The 16746-nt window shown below is 66.6% G+C and carries 15 protein-coding genes; 6 read left to right on the top strand and 9 right to left on the bottom strand.

Annotation, left to right across the window (positions count from 1 at the left end; genetic code table 11):
- The first annotated feature begins 28 nt into the window (after positions 1-28).
- The 4 genes from QRN53_RS02275 (at position 29) to QRN53_RS02260 (ending at position 6534) form a co-directional block, all read left to right on the top strand.
- A complete protein-coding gene (locus QRN53_RS02275; RefSeq protein WP_285242406.1) occupies positions 29-1081 on the top strand; it encodes a M4 family metallopeptidase in 1053 nt (350 codons plus the stop codon).
- Between the two features lie 61 nt (positions 1082-1142).
- Positions 1143-1481, top strand: coding sequence for a protealysin inhibitor emfourin (locus QRN53_RS02270; RefSeq protein ID WP_285242405.1), 339 nt, complete (start codon positions 1143-1145; stop codon positions 1479-1481).
- Positions 1482-1535: 54 nt separating this feature from the next.
- A complete protein-coding gene (gene hrpA / locus QRN53_RS02265) occupies positions 1536-5522 on the top strand; it encodes an ATP-dependent RNA helicase HrpA (protein WP_285242404.1) in 3987 nt (1328 codons plus the stop codon).
- A gap of 28 nt (positions 5523-5550) precedes the next feature.
- Positions 5551-6534: a beta-ketoacyl-ACP synthase III gene (locus tag QRN53_RS02260; protein ID WP_285242403.1), complete on the top strand. Its 984-nt coding sequence runs from the start codon at positions 5551-5553 to the stop codon at positions 6532-6534.
- A gap of 40 nt (positions 6535-6574) precedes the next feature.
- Here the strand turns inward: QRN53_RS02260 and QRN53_RS02255 are convergent, their stop codons facing one another.
- From QRN53_RS02255 to QRN53_RS02245, 3 genes are read right to left on the bottom strand one after another with little or no spacing between them, the layout of a single operon-like run.
- On the bottom strand, positions 6575-7003 hold the full coding sequence (locus tag QRN53_RS02255; protein WP_285242402.1) for an HIT family protein: 429 nt from the start codon (positions 7001-7003) through the stop codon (positions 6575-6577).
- Positions 7000-8157, bottom strand: a complete 1158-nt coding sequence (locus tag QRN53_RS02250) for an NAD(P)-dependent alcohol dehydrogenase (RefSeq protein WP_285242401.1) — start codon at positions 8155-8157, stop codon at positions 7000-7002. The genes QRN53_RS02255 and QRN53_RS02250 overlap by 4 nt, the downstream gene beginning before the upstream one ends.
- On the bottom strand, positions 8154-9047 hold the full coding sequence (locus QRN53_RS02245; RefSeq protein WP_285242400.1) for a sulfurtransferase: 894 nt from the start codon (positions 9045-9047) through the stop codon (positions 8154-8156). The genes QRN53_RS02250 and QRN53_RS02245 overlap by 4 nt, the downstream gene beginning before the upstream one ends.
- Positions 9048-9157: 110 nt before the next feature.
- On the opposite strand from QRN53_RS02245, the gene QRN53_RS02240 reads away from it, so the two are divergent.
- A complete protein-coding gene (locus QRN53_RS02240) occupies positions 9158-10273 on the top strand; it encodes a PLP-dependent cysteine synthase family protein (RefSeq protein WP_285242399.1) in 1116 nt (371 codons plus the stop codon).
- Here the strand turns inward: QRN53_RS02240 and QRN53_RS02235 are convergent.
- A complete protein-coding gene (locus tag QRN53_RS02235) occupies positions 10270-10926 on the bottom strand; it encodes an MBL fold metallo-hydrolase (protein WP_285242398.1) in 657 nt (218 codons plus the stop codon). The two genes, QRN53_RS02240 and QRN53_RS02235, sit on opposite strands and share 4 nt — an antisense overlap.
- A 90-nt stretch (positions 10927-11016) precedes the next feature.
- Here QRN53_RS02235 and QRN53_RS02230 point away from each other — a divergent pair, with 90 nt between their 5' ends.
- On the top strand, positions 11017-11478 hold the full coding sequence (locus tag QRN53_RS02230) for a Fur family transcriptional regulator (protein ID WP_285242397.1): 462 nt from the start codon (positions 11017-11019) through the stop codon (positions 11476-11478).
- Here QRN53_RS02230 and QRN53_RS02225 read toward each other — a convergent pair.
- The 5 genes from QRN53_RS02225 to QRN53_RS02205 form a co-directional block, all read right to left on the bottom strand.
- Positions 11456-12340: a metal ABC transporter permease gene (locus QRN53_RS02225; protein WP_285242396.1), complete on the bottom strand. Its 885-nt coding sequence runs from the start codon at positions 12338-12340 to the stop codon at positions 11456-11458. The genes QRN53_RS02230 and QRN53_RS02225 overlap by 23 nt on opposite strands.
- The gene (locus tag QRN53_RS02220) at positions 12340-13158 is read right to left on the bottom strand and encodes a metal ABC transporter ATP-binding protein (RefSeq protein ID WP_285242395.1); all 819 of its coding nucleotides are present in this window, start codon (positions 13156-13158) and stop codon (positions 12340-12342) included. Before QRN53_RS02220 ends, QRN53_RS02225 begins: the two co-directional genes overlap by 1 nt.
- Positions 13155-14132, bottom strand: a complete 978-nt coding sequence (locus QRN53_RS02215; RefSeq protein WP_285242394.1) for a metal ABC transporter solute-binding protein, Zn/Mn family — start codon at positions 14130-14132, stop codon at positions 13155-13157. The genes QRN53_RS02220 and QRN53_RS02215 overlap by 4 nt, the downstream gene beginning before the upstream one ends.
- A gap of 67 nt (positions 14133-14199) precedes the next feature.
- Positions 14200-15282 (bottom strand): hemolysin family protein, encoded by a 1083-nt coding sequence (locus tag QRN53_RS02210; RefSeq protein WP_285242393.1) that lies wholly within the window; start codon positions 15280-15282, stop codon positions 14200-14202.
- Positions 15279-16613 (bottom strand): hemolysin family protein, encoded by a 1335-nt coding sequence (locus QRN53_RS02205; RefSeq protein ID WP_285242392.1) that lies wholly within the window; start codon positions 16611-16613, stop codon positions 15279-15281. Before QRN53_RS02205 ends, QRN53_RS02210 begins: the two co-directional genes overlap by 4 nt.
- Between the last annotated feature and the right edge of the window lie 133 nt (positions 16614-16746).

Raw genomic sequence — 16746 nt, 5'->3', positions numbered from 1 at the left:
TGAAGAGACCTGACTGAGGGGGTACACCATGCATGTTCCGTTCTGTTCCATCGTTCCGCCCTACCTGTTGCGGCGGCTGGCCGGGGAGGACGCCCCGGAATACTCTTCCGCGGCGAGCGCGGCCAGGAAGGCCCTGGGGCACGTCGAATCGTTCCAGGCTGCACGTGCCCAAGGGGTGCCGGCCGTCCCGGCCGGTTTACGCCAGGCAACGCCGGAACCGGTGAAGCGCAGCGTATACGACGCCGAAGGCGCCGAAACGCTGCCGGGCACCCTGGTCCGCGCGGAAGGCGCCGCTCCCTCCGGCGACGCCGCGACGGATGAGGCCTACGACGCGCTGGGCCATACGCACCGCTTATATGCCGAGGCCTTCGGACGGGACTCAGTGGATGGACGCGGCCTGAAGCTCGATGCCACGGTGCACTTCGGCAAGCTGTATGACAATGCCTTTTGGAACGGCAGCCAGATGGTGTTCGGTGATGGCGACGGCGAGGTCTTCGAACGCTTCACCAAGTCCGTCAGCGTCATCGGGCACGAACTTGCCCACGGCGTCACCCAGTATTCTGCCGGGCTCGCCTACCGGAACCAGGCGGGCGCCCTGAACGAATCGATGTCAGACGTCTTCGGCGCGCTCGTTGAACAGTTCGTCAGGAAACAGTCCGCCGCCGAGGCAAGCTGGCTGATCGGTGAGGGCCTCTTTACACCCCAGGTGCAGGGTGCCGCACTCCGCTCAATGAAAGCGCCCGGGACAGCGTACGACGACGACGTGCTCGGCAAGGACCCACAGCCGGACTCGATGGACTCCTACGTCCGGACCAGCGCGGACAACGGTGGCGTCCACATCAACTCCGGCATCCCCAACCGCGCCTTCTACCTGGTGGCCGGCGCACTCGGCGGTAATGCCTGGGAGGCGCCCGGCCGCATCTGGTACGAGACACTGACCAACGGCTCGCTGCCCGCCGCCGCCACGTTCACCATCTTTGCCCGTGCCACGGTGCGCGCTGCAGCGGACCTGTTTGGTTCCGGAACCAAGGAGCATGACGCCGTCCGTGGTGCGTGGGAAACTGTGAGGGTCAAGGTTTAGCCACTGTTCCGGCGTGCCGGCCTCCGGCCGCCGGGATATCCGAAGAGCCCGGGGGCGTGCAATGAAGATCACGGTGGAGCGCAGCGGCGGGATCGCGGCCGTCACCAGGGTGTGGACTGTTGATGCCCGGACGGACAGCGACCTTAGCCAGTGGCAGCCCCTCCTTGAGGCCTGCCCGTGGGATGCGGTTCCGCGTACCACCCGGGCGGCGGCAGCCGCCATGGATTCGCCGCAACCGGACCGCTTCTTCTACGCCATCACCGCCGGGCGGCGCAGGGCGGCCCTTCCGGAACAGGCCCTCACCGGTCCCTGGCGGATCTTGGTGGACACCGCGCGGGCCGCCGCGGAGGAGTCCGCCGGCGGCGCACATGCCGCCGGCGGGCAGGGAGACCCAGCTTGACGGCCGGGCTTCCTGCGGGTTGGTCCGCCGGCCCGCAGTAGACTGTCTGCAGCCATGACTCTTCATATTTCCTATCCCGCCGAGCTGCCGGTTTCCGAGCGCCGCGAGGACCTGATGGCAGCGATCGCCGCCAACCAGGTGACCATCATCGCCGGTGAGACCGGCTCCGGAAAGACCACCCAGATCCCCAAGATGTGCCTGGAACTGGGCTTGGGCGAGAAGGGCCTGATCGGACACACCCAGCCCCGCCGGCTGGCCGCCCGCACCGTGGCCGAGCGCATCGCCGAGGAATTGGGCGTGGAGATCGGCCAGGAGGTGGGTTTCCAGGTGCGGTTCACCGGCGAGGTCAGCAAGGAGACCAAGGTCAAGCTGATGACCGACGGCATCCTGCTCGCCGAGATCCAGCGCGATAAGCTGCTGCGCAAGTACAGCACCATCATCATTGATGAGGCCCACGAGCGAAGCCTGAACATCGACTTCATCCTGGGCTACCTGAAGCGGATCCTCCCGCAGCGTCCGGACCTGAAGGTCATCATCACCTCGGCCACCATCGATCCCGAACGGTTTGCCAACCACTTCGGCAGTCCGGACGCGCCGGCTCCCATTATCGAAGTTTCCGGCCGCACGTACCCCGTTGAAGTGCGTTACCGCCCGTTGTCGCAGCCGCGGTCGGATGAGGACGACGCCTCGGACGACGAACTCGAGGAAGACCGCGATCCCTTGGACGCAGTGTGCGACGCCGTCGACGAACTGGCGGCGGAGGCGCCCGGGGACATCCTGGTGTTCTTTTCCGGCGAGCGCGAGATCCGCGACGCGGCAGAGGCGCTCCAGCCGCGCATCCAGGCCAACCGCAAGCTGGCCAACACCGAGATCCTCCCCCTGTTCGCCCGCCTGAGCCTGCAGGAACAGCACAAAGTGTTCCACCCGGGCAGCAAGCGCCGGATCATCCTTGCCACCAACGTAGCCGAAACATCCCTGACGGTCCCGGGCATTAAGTACGTCGTCGATACCGGCACCGCCCGTATCTCCCGGTACTCGCACCGCACCAAGGTCCAGCGCCTTCCCATCGAGCGGGTCTCGCAAGCGTCAGCCAACCAGCGCTCCGGACGTTGCGGACGCGTGTCCGATGGCATCGCCATCCGCCTCTACTCCGAGGAAGACTTCGAGTCCCGGCCAAAGTTCACGGATCCGGAGATCCTGCGGACCAACCTTGCCGCCGTGATCCTACAAATGACTGCCATGGGCGTAGCCAAAAGCCCCAAGGACGTCGAGGACTTCCCATTCGTCGAACCGCCGGAAACGCGGGCCATCAACGACGGCGTCACCCTGCTCCGGGAACTGGGCGCCTTGGCCCCGCCCCGGGCGCCGCACGCCGCCGGCACCCCGGAAGCCGGCGCCAAGGGCGGGACGAAGGGCAGCGGCCTGACCGCCGTCGGGCAACAACTCGCCCAACTGCCGGTGGACCCGCGCCTGGGCCGGATGATCGTGGAGGCAGGTAAACGCGGCTGTGTCCGCGAGGTCATGGTCCTGGCCGCCGCCCTCACCATCCAGGACCCCCGCGAACGGCCCACGGACAAGCAGCAGCTGGCAGCGGAAAAGCACAACCGTTTCCGCGATGAGAACTCCGATTTCACCGGCTTCCTGAACCTCTGGAACTACCTGCAGGAGAAGCAGCAGGAACTGTCGTCGTCGGCGTTCCGCCGCCTTTGCCGTGCCGAATTCATCAACTACCTCCGCGTCAGGGAGTGGCAGGATCTCTTCGCCCAGCTTCGCCAGCTGGCCAGGCCGCTGGGTATCCCCCTGGACAACAAGCGCATCACGGATCCGGTGGGCAACCACGAGGGAATCCATATCAGCCTGCTCTCCGGGCTCCTGAGCCACATAGGAATCCTGGACGAACGCAAACGCGAGTACGCCGGCGCCCGCGGCAGCCGCTTTGCCATTTTCCCTGGCTCCGCGCTCTTCAAGAAGTCCCCCACGTTCGTGATGGCAGCGGAACTGGTGGAGACCAGCAGGCTGTGGGCGCGGGTGGCCGCGAAGTTCGATCCGGTCTGGGCTGAGCAGGTGGCCCCGGACTTGGTGAAGCGCAGCTACAGCGAACCGCACTGGTCCACGCGGCAGGGCGCAGTTATGGCGTATGAAAAGGTCACCCTCTACGGTGTGCCCATCATTGCCCAGCGCCGGATCAACTACGGCCGGGTGGACCCGGTGGTGGCGAGGGAGCTGTTCATCCGGCATGCGCTGGTTGAGGGCGACTGGCGCACACATCACAAGTTCTTCCACCGCAACCGTGCCCTGCTGCACGAGGTCGAAGAACTCGAGGCGCGCATGCGGCGCCGCGACCTGATGGTGGACGACGAGACACTGTTCGATTTCTATGACGCCCGGATCGGCTCCGAGGTGGTGTCCGAGCGGCATTTCGACAAGTGGTGGAAGGAGGCCCGGCGCGATAACCCGGACCTCCTGGACTACGACAAGTCGCTGCTGCTCAGCGATGACGCCGACGACCTTGATGAATCCGCCTATCCGAAGACCTGGCTGCACAAGGGTTTTGAACTGCCGTTGACGTACGAGTTCCATCCGGTGGCTCCGGGCGCGTTGCCCGACCCTTCCGACGGAGTCACGGCCGAAGTGCCTGTCCTGTTCCTAAACCAGCTGGACGACGCCCCGTTCCGCTGGCTGATCCCGGGCCAGCGGGTGGAACTGGTGACAGCCCTGATCAAGTCGCTGCCCAAGCAGGTCCGGAAGAATTTCGTTCCGGCCCCGGACGTTGCCCGCCAGGCCGTGGCGCTGCTCGAAACCGACTTCGACCCCGCAACGGATGAGCTGGAGCCGTCACTGGAGCTGGCGCTGCGGCGCCTCCGCGGCGCGATCATCCCGCCCGGCTCCTGGAACTGGGATTCCGTGCCCGCGCACTTGCGCGTCAGTTTCAAGGTGGTGGACAGCAAGGGAAAGGTCCTGGGCGAGGGCAAGGATCTTGCCGACCTGCAGGAGCAGCTGGCACCCGCAACGCGGCGCGCCATCGCCGAATCCCTCGGCGCCACGCCGGCGTCCACCGCGCCCGGCGGCAAAGGCCAGGCGCAGCGCCGGGGCGGCAACGCGTCCGACGACGGCCGGGCGGCCCGGCAGCAGTCCTCCGCAGTGCCGGGCCGGCAGGCGGCATCCGGGTTCGTGGAGCAGGACGGCCTGACGGAGTGGAGCTTCGGCGCGATCGAGCGCCAGGTCAGCAGCATGGTCAAGGGACACACCGTCACCGGCTACCCGGCGCTGGTGGACCACGGGCAATCAGTTTCCCTTCGCGTCTTCCAAACCCAGGAGGAGCAGCTTGAGGCGATGCGCGGCGGCGTCATCAGGTTGCTGGCACTGCGCGTGCCGGCACCGGACCGCTACGTCCTGGAGCACCTGAGCAACACGGAGAAGCTCACCTTCAGCCAGAACCCGCACGGCTCGGTCTCGGCCCTGATCGCTGACTGCGCGCTGGCAGCCATTGACAAGCTCACGCCGGCGGAGCTGCCGTGGGACCGCGCGGCATTCGATGCGCTTTACGAGGTGGTCCGCGCCGAACTGATCGACACCGTGTTCACCGTCACCGCGGTTGTCGAACGCATCCTGGCCAGCACCCGGCGGATTGAAAAGCAGCTCAAAGGTACCACCAGCCTGGCCCTGATCAGTGCGTTGAACGACGTCAGGAGCCAGCTGGAACAGCTGGTCTATCCGGGGTTTGTAGCACGCACGGGCTACGCCCAGCTCAGCCAGCTGCCGCGGTACCTCGCGGCGATCGAAAAGCGGCTCGAACGGCTGCCGGGGAACGTCCAGCGGGACGCCGTCAACATGTCCGCGGTCCAGCGGCTCGAAGACGACTACGACGACGCCGTTTCGGCCCTGATGCCCGGCCGCCGTGCCGGCCGGGAGTTAACCCAGGTGCGCTGGATGCTCGAAGAGCTTCGGGTCAGCCTCTTCGCCGTTGAGCTGGGAACGGCGTATTCGGTGTCCGAGAAACGCATCCGCACCGTGCTCAACAAAGCCCTGGCCCCGGCCTGACAGCCCCCGTTCAGAGGAGAGGAACCGAATGAAGATCACGCTTGCCCGGGGTGCTGCCGGGACGGAACTCGCCGGCCTGGGCCACGCCCAACCGGCGCATGTCATGGACAACCATGAACTTGAAGGCATGATGGAAACGAGCGACGAGTGGATCCGCCAGCGCACGGGCATCGTGACGAGGCATATTGCGGCCGAAGGTGAAACCGTGGTGGACCTTGCGGTTCCGGCTGCACGAATGGCCCTCGCTGATTCCGGGGTTGCCGCAACGGACATCGACCTGGTGGTGGTGGCCACTACCACCGCGGCGGAGCGGTCCCCCAACACCGCCGGCCGCGTCGCCGACGCCCTTGGACTTGGACGTGACGGCCGCGGCCCGGCCATCATGGACATCAACACGGCCTGCTCGGGCTTCGAGTACGCGCTCGGCGTGGCCGACCAGGCCATCCGCACCGGAAGCGCCACCCACGCCATCGTGGTCGGCGCGGAAACCCTTTCGGCCGTCACGGACTGGACGGACCGCGCGACGGCGGTCCTGACCGCCGACGGTGCCGGTGCCGCCGTCGTCCGTCCGTCCGGCACCCCGCGCATTGGCCCGGTGGTCTGGGGTTCGGAGGCCGGCATGGCCGATGCCGTCCGGATCTCCCCGCCGTTGGGCAGGTTTTCGCAGAACGGCCGGGAAGTCCTCCGGTGGGCGTTGACCAAGGCCCCTGAGCGCGCCCGCGAGGTGGTGGCCCGCGCCGGCCTGGAAATGGACGACATCCAGGTCCTCGCCGCGCACCAGGCCAACCTGCGCATCATCGAACCCCTCGCGGAGGCGTTGGGCCTGACGGACCGGATCGTGATCACCGACGTCACGGAGTCGGGGAACACCTCCGCGGCCAGTGTGCCGCTCGGATTGAGCAAGTGGTGGCATGCCGGGCGCATCCCGGAGGATGTCCCGGCCTTGTTGTTCGGGTTCGGCGGCGGTTTCACTTACGCCGGCATGGTGGCGATGACGCCGCGCCGGGGCTGAGCCTGGCGCCCGCCGCTGCAGCGGCGGGCGTTTTCGGCAGCTACTGCCCGGGCACGAACTTCCCGTGACCCGCCGCGCGGAGGCCTTCACGGAGTTTTTCTGCGTTGGCGTCCAGGACTGCCGGGTCCGGGTTCTGGTCGGCCGACCCGAAGTCGAAGTCGGCCATGCTGTTGGACGGCCATACGTGAACGTGCAGGTGGTTGACCTCGTAGCCGGCCACGATCAGGCCGGCCCGCCGGGCATTGAACGTTTCCACCTGTACGGCCCCAATGCGCCGGGCCACTTCCATGACCCGGGCCAGGGTTTCCGGCGAGGCGTCCGTCCAGCGGTCCACTTCCTCGGTCGGAACCACCAGCGTGTGGCCATCGGCGAGCGGTCCGGTGGTGAGGAACGCGGACACGTCGTCCTCGCGCCAGACGAACCTGCCGGGGATCTCGCCGTTCAGGATCCTGCTGAATAGGGTGCTCATGCGTCTGCCTCCTCGGCGGCTGCCTGCAACGTGCCGGTGTCCAGCACGAACCGGTATTTTACGTCTCCCGCAACCATTCGGTCGTAGGCGTCATTCAGTTCTCCGGCGGCCACCAGCTCGATGTCGGCCACCACACCGTGCTCGGCGCAGAAGTCCAGCATCTCCTGGGTTTCGGCGATGCCGCCGATCAGGGACCCTGCGTAGCTGATCCGGCGCCGGATCAGTGCGCCCGGGTTGACCGGGGGCATGGCTTCGGACGGCAAACCGAGCTGGAAGAGTGCCCCGTCGACGCGCAGGGTCCGGAAGTACGGGTTGAGGTCGTGCGGGGCGGCAACGGTATCGATAATGAGGTCGATGCTCCGGTCGGCACCGGCCATTGCGGCGTCGTCCCGGGAGAAGACAACCCGGTCCGCACCCAGTTCCAGGGCGGCAGCAGTCTTCGCCTCGGACGTGGTGAACACCACCACGGTGGCGCCCATAGCCTTGGCGAGCTTAACGGCCATGTGGCCCAGTCCGCCGAGGCCCACCACGCCCACGACGTCGCCTTCCTCCACACCGAAGTGCCGCAGCGGGGAGAAAGTGGTGACGCCTGCGCAGAGCAGTGGCGCGACGGCGGCGGGGTCCAGGGTTGCAGGGACCCGAAGGACGTACCGCCGGTCCACCACGATGGAGGAGGAGTATCCGCCCTGGGTGATGGCGTCGCCATTCCGCCGGTCCTTGGCGCCGTAGGTTCCGGTCATCCCGTTCTCGCAGTACTGTTCCAGGCCGTCCAGGCAGCTCTCGCATTCGCGGCAGGAGTCCACCATGCAGCCAACTCCCACGCGGTCGCCGATGGCGAAGTCGGTGACGTCGGCACCAATCCGGCTGACCGTTCCCACGATCTCGTGCCCGGGGACCAGGGGGTAGGCCTGCGTGCCCCATTCTCCGCGGGTGGCGTGCACATCCGAGTGGCAGAGGCCGCAGAATTCAATCGCGATTTCGACGTCGTCCGGCTTGGGAGCGCGCCGGGCCACGGTCAGCGGCACCAGCCCGCTGTCGCCAGAGGTTGCACCGTAGGCCGCGGCCAGACGGCCGCCGTCCTTTCCCGGCGTTTCGTCGGCGGCGGGGTCAATGGCGTGGGCAAGGGGCGGCGGCACAGGGCGTCCAGGTGTCATGGTTCGACGCTACCCTCGCCGTCGGCGAAGTTTCCAGCCCGGGTGCCGGTGCCTCCGGGTTCCGGGCCGGTTGCCACCGGCAAGTCGGGGCGGTTGGACCATTCGGAGAAGGAACCCGGGTACAGCGCGGCGGTGAAGCCTGCTAGTTCCAGCGCAGCCACCTGGTGGGCGGCGGTGACGCCGGACCCGCAGTACACGGCCACGGGCAGGCCACCGCCGGCTCCAAGGGATTCGAACCGCCGGCGCAGCTCGGCCGGCGGCAGGAAGCGCCCGGACGCGTCCACGTTGTCCGCCGTGGGCGCGCTGACCGCTCCCGGAATGTGCCCGGCACGCGGATCGACAGGTTCCACCTCGCCCCGGTATCTCTCCCCCGCCCGGGCATCAAGCAACAACCCGCGTCCGGACCAGGTGGCGGCAGCACCGGCGTCGATCACCGGCATCCCGCCGCCGCCCAGGTCAACGTCGCCGGGTACGGGTTGGACGGGACCTGATTCAACGGGCAGGCCGGCCTTTCGCCAGGCGGACAGGCCGCCGTCGAGCAGGTACGCCTCGGCAAACCCTGCGTTGCGCAGCATCCACCAAAGCCTGGCGGCCGCCATGTTGGCGCTGTCATCGTAGGCGACCACGACGTCGCCGTTCCGGATCCCCCACCGCCGTGCCGCTTCCTGGAACCGCGCGGCGTCAGGCAACGGGTGCCTCCCGCGGTCCGGGATGGCCGGATCCGCAAGCTCGGCGGCCAGGTTAACGAAAACCGCTCCCGGCAGGTGCTCCCGCAGGTAATGCTCGTGGCCGCGCGGATCCCCGAGCACCCAGCGGACGTCCAGCAGGACCGTGCGGTGGCCGGCGGCACGCCGTGACTCGAGGCCGGACACGTCCATCAGCGGTTTCATGTGAACTCCTTCAGCGGATCCGGGCCGCGGGCTCAGGATGGGTTTGTGGGTCTTGCCAACGGATTCCACTCTACGGGCGACGCGGCTGCGGGCCCGGGTAGGCTGGTCCGGTGAAGATCGAGGGCAGCGGAAACGCGGACGGCGGCCGCCACAGCGGGGCGGACCGGGACTGGGCGGACAACGCCATCCGGACCATCAGGGCGGAAAACAACAGGTCGGCTGACACCCACCTCTATGCGGTGCCGCTGCCGGAGCACTGGGGCATCGAGCTCTACCTCAAGGACGAATCGACCCACCGTTCCGGCAGCCTCAAGCACCGGCTGGCGCGGTCCCTGTTCCTGTTCGGCCTGGTCAACGGCTGGATCCGGGAGGACACCACCATCGTGGAGGCCTCCAGCGGCAGCACGGCAGTATCCGAGGCCTACTTCGCCCGGCTGCTGGGGCTTCCCTTCATCGCGGTCATGGCACGGACCACCAGCCAGGAAAAGATCGCGTTGATCGAACAATTCGGCGGCACCTGCCTCCTCGTGGAGAACGCCTCGGATGTCTATGCCGTGGCCGAAGACGTGGCTGCCACCTGCAACGGGCACTACATGGACCAGTTCACCTATGCGGAGCGGGCCACCGACTGGCGGGGCAACAACAACATCGCCGAATCGATCTTTGGCCAGCTCAGCCTGGAAGGGCACCCGGTGCCGGACTGGATCGTGGTGGGGGCGGGCACCGGCGGAACCAGTGCCACGATCGGCCGCTACCTGCGGTACCACAGCCACCCCACACGCCTGCTGGTGGTCGACCCTGAAAATTCGGCCTTCTACCCCGGCTGGATGGCGGAAACGGCCGGGCAGCCCACCGGCCTGCCATCCAGGATCGAAGGCATCGGCCGGGCGCGGATGGAGCCAAGCTTCGTCCCCACGGTGATCGACCGGATGGTCCAGGTACCGGACGCGGCGTCCGTCGCCGCCATGCGGCACCTGGACTCCTACGCCGGCCTGCACGCCGGCCCGTCCACCGGCACCAATCTGTGGGGCGTCTGGCAAACAGTGGCAAACATGCTGTCCGAGGGCCGGCGGGGCAGCATTGTGTCGTTGATGTGCGACGGCGGCGAACGCTATGCGGGCAACTATTACAACCCGGAGTGGCTGGCCTCGCAGGGGCTGGACCCGGCACCATACGAGGCCGTGATCTCGAGGTTCCTCGATACCGGCGAGTGGACGGCGGACTAGACCTCTACGGACTCGCGGGCCGCCAGATGCCTGTATTCGGTACCGTATTTCGCGCCGATTCGCTGCACGTGCCCTTCAATGAGGCCCAGCCCGATCTCGTTAAGCAAACCGTCGTGGATCTGGAACGCCCGCGGTGCCCGCACTCCAATAACGAAGTCCACTACCTCGGCAGACTTGCTCCACGGTGCATGTAACGGCACCAGCAGGGTTTTCACGCTGAGTCCGTCCGGGATGATGAACGAGTCGCCCGGGTGGTAGACATTCTGGTCCACCAGGTACGCGATATTTGCCACCATGGGGATCTGCGGATGGATCAGGGCGTGCTGTCCGCCGAAGCTGCGGATCTCGAAGCCTGCAACCTGGAACGAGGAGCCCGGTTCAACGGTATGGATCCTCGCGGCGGCGCCGGCGGCTTCGCCGAGCAGCTGTGCGGTCACGGACCCGGGCGCATAGAGTGCCAGGTCCTGGTTGCTGGTGAGGGCATCCACCACGGCCTTGGTGTCCAGGTGGTCCTGGTGCTCATGGGTCACCAGGATGGCCTGGGCCCCGGCAAGGGCCTCGGCTGATTCGGAGAAGGTGCCCGGGTCCAGGACCAGGACCCCGGATTCCTTCTCGAGCCGGACACAGGCATGGGTGTATTTGGTCAGCTTCATGGCGCCAGCCTAGGGCGCGTCCCGGAACCGTGTCCACGAGGCGCCGGCTGGTAATCTTGGTGTTTGCCCCCCACGGAAGCGAGATAGTCCATGCCGATCGGCGTCAAGGCTGATTCCGCCGCCCCATCCCCGGCAGGAGGCGGCAAGGAACAGCGCGTCACCAAGCAGCGCAAGGCGGTCAGCGCAGCCCTGGACGACCTTGATGACTTCGTCAGCACGCAGGAGCTCTACCGGATCCTGCACAACCAGGGCGTGTCCGTCTCCCTCGCCACGGCCTACCGGATCCTCCAGTCCCTCGCCGATGAGGGCCTGGTGGATGTGCTGCGCAACGGCGACGGCGAAGCCGTGTACCGGCGCTGCAACGTGACCGTGCACCACCATCACCTGCTCTGCAGGAACTGCGGCAAGGCTGTGGAGGTGGAAGCGCCCGCCGTCGAAACCTGGGCAGCGCGGACTGCAGCAGACCATGGCTTCACCGAGGTGGACCACACGGTGGAAATCTTCGGGCTGTGCCCGGACTGCACCGCCCTTAAGGCTGCCGGGCGGCTGTAAGGACCCTGCCGTTGAGTCCTCGGGAGGTGCGCACGGAACCGATGACGCGGCACACCACGTAAATCAGGAAAGACAACGTGGTGACATAGGGGCTGATCGGGATCCGTCCGCCCAGGGCCAGCAGGATCCCGCCCACCGTGGCGGTGACGGCGAAGACGACACTCAGGATTACCACCAGAACCGGCGACGAGGTCACGCGCAGTGCAGCAGCCGCGGGCGTGATCAGCAGTGCCAGCACCAGGAGGGCCCCCACCACTTGGATGGACAAGGCCACACTGACTCCCAGCAGGATCATGAACACGATGGCCAGGGTGCGGACGGGAACTCCCCGGGCCTCCGCCAGCTCCGGGTCGATGCTGGCGAAATTCAGGGGACGCCAGATGGCCATCAGGGCGAGCATCACCACCAGTGCGGCGCCGGCCAATGCCTGGAGCTGGACGGTGTCCACGGAGACGATTTGTCCCGTGAGCAGGCCGAACTTGTTCGCTGCACGGCCCTGGTAGAGGGACAGGAACAGGATGCCCAGGCCCAGGCCGAACGGCATGATCACCCCGATGATGGAGTTCTTGTCCCGGGCCCTTACCCCCATCAGGCCCAGCAGCAGTGCTGCCGCCACGGATCCGATCAGCGAGCCGAAGACCACGTCCGCGCCGATAAGGAGGGCAAAGGCCGCGCCGGCGAAGGAGAGTTCGGAAATGCCATGGACCGCGAACGCAAGATCGCGCTTCATGACGAACGTGCCCACCAGCCCGCCCAGGAGGCCCAGGACCGCGCCGGCCCAGATCGAATTCTGGACCAGGACAAGCAGCTCGCCGTAGTTGTCGAAGTTGAAGATGGCTCCCAGGATGCTGTTGGCGTCCATCACGCCACCTCCCCAGCGAGGGCGTCCGCCCCGGCGTGATGATGGTGGGTGGTGGCATCCGGCAAGCCGACGACGACGATCCGGCCGTTGGCGTGGATCACCTCCACATGGCTGCCGTACAGGTCCGAGAGCACCTCGGTGGTCATGACCTCCTCCGGCGTTCCCACCCGGAAACGTCCACCGGCGAGGTACAGCACCCGGTCCACGTAGTCGATGATCGGGTTTATCTCATGGGTGACGAAGACGACTGCACTGTTCTTCTCATGGCTTTGTTTGTTGATCAGCGCGCTGACCGCCTGCTGATGGTGCAGGTCCAAGGACAGCAGCGGCTCGTCGCAGAGCAGCACCTGGGGATCAGTGGCCAGTGCCTGTGCCACCCGGAGCCGCTGCTGTTCGCCGCCGGAGAGCTGGCCCACGGGCACCCTGGCGTAGTCGGTGGCTCCCACGAGTTCAAGGAGCTGGTCCACGCGCCGGTTGGTTCTGCCCGCAGACAGCCGGACACCCCAGCGGTGGCCGTCCACCCCCAGGCCCACCAGGTCGCGGGCGCGCATGGGTGTGTCCACCGGAAACGATTTCTGCTGTGGGATGTAGCCGATCAGGCTGCTGCCGCGTTCCACGGGACGGCCGCCCAGCGTGGCTTGCCCGGCGTGCAGCTTCTGCAGTCCCAGGAGGACTTTCAGGAAGCTGGTCTTGCCGCTTCCGTTCGGGCCCAGCACTGCGAAGAACTCGCCCGGCCTGATCTCCAGGTCAAGGTCCGACCAAAGCGTCCGCTGGCCGAACGCAAGCCCGGCGCCCTTGAGGCTGACAACGGAATTCACCGGTTGGCCTCCACGACTTTGCTGATGTTGTTCACGTTGTCCGTCATCCACTGCAGGTAGGTCTTGCCTTCGGGCAGGGTTTCGTTGAAATCCACCACCGGAACGCCGGCAGCCTCCGCCGCCTTTTTCAGCGCCTCGGTCTGTGGCCCTTCGGTCTGGGCGTTGTACGCCAGCAGCCGCACGCCCTTGGATGCCACCAGGTCAGTGGCGTCCTTCAGGACGGCAGGCGGAACATCGCTTCCCTCTTCAATCGCAGCAGTGTATTGCTCCGGCGTGGCGTTCTCCAAGCCCGCGTCCTCCAACAGGTAAAGCGGAACCGGCTCCGTGACGGCCACCTTACCGCCCGCCGCGGCAGCCTTCACGGCGTCCAGCCGGCCGTGCAAGTCGGACAACGCCGACTTGAACGAGGCTGCGTTGGAGGTGAAGGCAGCGGCAGAGGCGGGATCCAGTGTTCCGAGCTTATTGGCGATGCTGTCGGCCATACGCTCCATGGCAGGCAGGCTGTACCAGACGTGTTCGTTGAAGTCGCCGTGATCATGCGCGTCGGTGGCGGCCGGAGCGGACGCCGTTGCCTGGGCCGTGGCGTCTTCCGGGTGGGCAAGTCCGGAGATCTCGACGGCGGTGAGCACGGCCGAGCTGTCCAGCTTGCTTCCCTCCACCAGGGTGTGGAGGAAGTCGTCATAGCCGCCGCCGTTTTCGATGACCAGCTGCGCCTTGGAAACGGCGAGCCGGTCCTGCGCGGTTGCCTCGTAGGAGTGCGGGTCCTGCGCCGTGTTGTTGATGATGGCGGTGACCTTCACCTTGTCGCCGCCGATCGTCCTGGCGATGTCTCCGTAGACGTTCGTTGACGCTACGACGTTGATGCCCGCCGCCGGGTCCGGTGCCTGTGCGGACTGCGGGCTGCATGCACTGAGCAGGAGGCCAAGCCCTGCGAGGGCGGCAACGACGGAGCTGGCAGCGGCTTTACGGCGCACGGGAGATACCTCAGTTCACAGGAAGGGAAGACAACGATGCCAGCCTATACCTAAATGCGAATGATTCCTATTTAGCATTCTGATGTCCGTTGGACTGGCCCAGCCGGCGGATCCCGGTGGCCTGCGTGGCATCCCGGATTTCCCCCACAAGCTGTTCGATTACGTCCTCGAGGAACAGCACGCCGCGCGTCCTCCCGTCCGGGCCGATCACCCGGGCAAGGTGGGATCCCGTGCGCTGCATGACGGACATGGCCTTTTCGATCTCATCGTCCAGGGCCAGGTTGGCCAGCGACCGGACACGCCCCTCGGCGATCGGCAGTTCATAGCCGGACTCCGGGATGGACAACACATCCTTGACATGGAGGTAGCCGTACAGCATGTCCTCGTCATCCAGCATGGGGAACCGGGAGAACCCCGTCCGGCTGACCGCCTTCTCAAACTCCACCGGGGTGGTGGCTGCCCCCAGCATGACCAGGTTCTCCAGCGGCACCATGATGTCCTCGGCGGTGTGCTCGGAAAACTCGAGCGCGCCGTTGATAAGCCCGGCGTCGTCGTCCACCAGCCCGTGGCGGGTGGACTCCTGGACGATCGACTGGACCTCCTCCAGGGTGAACGATGACGTCACCTCGTCCTTGGGCTCGATCCGCAAAAGTTTGAGGATGTGGTTGGCGGACCAGTTCAACACTGAAATCACCGGGTGGACCAGCCGGGCCACGAAGAGCAGCGGCGGCGCCAGGAGCAGCGCGGCTTTGTCCGCCACGGAGACGGAAATGTTTTTCGGGACCATCTCGCCGAAGGTGACGTGCAGGAATGTCACCAGCAGAAGCGCCACCGCGAAGGCCGCCACACCCGCCGCCTCGGCCGGCAGGCCAACCGTCTCGAGGGGAACAGCCAGCAGGTGGTGTATGGCGGGTTCGGCCACCAGCAGGATCAGCAGGGAGCAGACGGTGATGCCCAATTGCGCGCACGCCAGCATCAACGAGACGTTCTCCATGGCGCGCAGGGTGGTCTGGGCACGTTTGGACCCGGCATCGGCCAATGGTTCTATCTGGCTGCGGCGGGCAGACATGATGGCGAACTCAGCCGCCACGAAGAAGGCATTGCCCAGCAGGAGCACGCCCAGCCACAGGATTCCGGCCCAGTCACTCATGGGTTGCTCCTGTCGCGGGCATCGGATGTTCCGGTTTCCTTCTCGGGCCGGAAGCAAATGCGATCAATCCTGCGCCCGTCCATCCTGGTCACGCTGAGTGTTCCGCCGCCGACGGGAACCGTGTCCCCCACTGCAGCGATCCTGCCAAGCTTGCTCATCACGTAACCGCCGACCGTTTCGTACGCTGCCTCGTCCGGGACGCTGAGCCCCGGGATTTGTTCGGACAGTTCGTCGGGACGGAGGAGGCCCGGGAAGTACCAGTCGCCGGAGGCGCTTTGAAGCAACCCCGGGCGGACCTTGTCATGCTCATCGGCCACTTCGCCGACAATCTCCTCCACGAGGTCCTCCAGCGTGGCGATGCCGGCGGTCCCGCCATATTCGTCCAGCACCACTGCCAGCTGGAGGTTTCCCTCCCTCAACTCGGCCAGCAGGGCATCGAGGTGGATGGTCTCGGGCACCCGCAGGACCTCGGTCATGATGGCGCCCGCTTCAAGGTTCCGCCGGCGTTCCCACGGGACGGCGACGGCCTTCTTGACGTGTACCAGCCCGCGGATGTCATCGGCCGAATCCCCGATCACGGGGAACCGGGAGTACCCGGTCCGGCGCGCGGCATCCACGACGTCGGATACCGGCTGGTCGGCATCGATCGTCTCCACCCGGATGCGGGGCGTCATCACATCCGCGGCCGTCCGGGTGGAAAAGTCCAGGGTGCGCGCAATGAAGTTGGCGGTTCCGGCGTCGAGCGTTCCCATTGCCGCGGAACGGCGGACCAGTGAGGCAAGCTCTGCCGGGGTCCGGGCGCCGGAGATTTCCTCTTTGGCTTCGAGCCCGAACACGTGCAGGACCCGGTTGGAGAATCCGTTGAGGACCAGGATGGCGGGCTTGAAGATGGCGGTGAAGACCAATTGCGGGCCGGCCAGTGCGCGGCCGACAGGGAAGGCCAGGGCGATCGCCATATTCTTGGGCACCAGCTCGCCCAGGAGCATGGACAGCAAGGTGGCCAGCACCATGGCCAGGACGAGCGACGCCGATTCCACCAGCACGGGCGGCAGTCCGACGGCGGCCAGCGGGCCCGTGAGGATATGGCCCACGGAGGGTTCCATGACGTAACCGGTCAGGAGGGTGGTCAACGTGATGCCCAGCTGGCAGCTCGAGAGCTGGGTGGACAAGGACTTCAGGCAGGTGAGCAGCGGTACCGCGCCGGCATCGCCGTCGTCAATGGCGCGTTGGACCGTGGGCTGGTCCAGCGCTATCAGGGAGAATTCGACGGCCACGAAGAAGCCCGTGCCGGCGATCAGCAGCAAACCTGCTGCGAGAAGGAGCCACTCCATTCAGCATCCCGCCCGGAGCGCAGGGAGAGCGCCAAAACCTGGAGTGGAAAAGATGTGTCGTCCCGGCGGAGGATGATCGGCCGAAACCGACCCCTGGTCCGTGCGGGTTGCGGCAAGCTGGGCCGTCTTCTGG

This window comes from Pseudarthrobacter sp. fls2-241-R2A-127, assembly GCF_030209355.1.
Lineage (GTDB): Bacteria > Actinomycetota > Actinomycetes > Actinomycetales > Micrococcaceae > Arthrobacter.
The sequence above is the reverse complement of the archived record's forward strand: the minus strand, read 5'-3'. Positions and strand labels throughout refer to the sequence as shown.

What these genes read in the sequence shown, in the direction of transcription:
- QRN53_RS02270 (WP_285242405.1), top strand. Translation starts at nt 1,143, where the DNA reads ATGAAGATCACGGTGGAGCGCAGCGGCGGGATCGCGGCCGTCACCAGG.
- QRN53_RS02245 (WP_285242400.1), bottom strand. Translation starts at nt 9,047, where the DNA reads ATGAAACCGCTGATGGACGTGTCCGGCCTCGAGTCACGGCGTGCCGCC.
- QRN53_RS02230 (WP_285242397.1), top strand. Translation starts at nt 11,017, where the DNA reads ATGCCGATCGGCGTCAAGGCTGATTCCGCCGCCCCATCCCCGGCAGGA.
- QRN53_RS02225 (WP_285242396.1), bottom strand. Translation starts at nt 12,340, where the DNA reads ATGGACGCCAACAGCATCCTGGGAGCCATCTTCAACTTCGACAACTAC.
- QRN53_RS02205 (WP_285242392.1), bottom strand. Translation starts at nt 16,613, where the DNA reads ATGGAGTGGCTCCTTCTCGCAGCAGGTTTGCTGCTGATCGCCGGCACG.
- QRN53_RS02210 (WP_285242393.1), bottom strand. Translation starts at nt 15,282, where the DNA reads ATGAGTGACTGGGCCGGAATCCTGTGGCTGGGCGTGCTCCTGCTGGGC.
- hrpA (WP_285242404.1), top strand. Translation starts at nt 1,536, where the DNA reads ATGACTCTTCATATTTCCTATCCCGCCGAGCTGCCGGTTTCCGAGCGC.
- QRN53_RS02235 (WP_285242398.1), bottom strand. Translation starts at nt 10,926, where the DNA reads ATGAAGCTGACCAAATACACCCATGCCTGTGTCCGGCTCGAGAAGGAA.
- QRN53_RS02275 (WP_285242406.1), top strand. Translation starts at nt 29, where the DNA reads ATGCATGTTCCGTTCTGTTCCATCGTTCCGCCCTACCTGTTGCGGCGG.
- QRN53_RS02260 (WP_285242403.1), top strand. Translation starts at nt 5,551, where the DNA reads ATGAAGATCACGCTTGCCCGGGGTGCTGCCGGGACGGAACTCGCCGGC.
- QRN53_RS02255 (WP_285242402.1), bottom strand. Translation starts at nt 7,003, where the DNA reads ATGAGCACCCTATTCAGCAGGATCCTGAACGGCGAGATCCCCGGCAGG.
- QRN53_RS02250 (WP_285242401.1), bottom strand. Translation starts at nt 8,157, where the DNA reads ATGACACCTGGACGCCCTGTGCCGCCGCCCCTTGCCCACGCCATTGAC.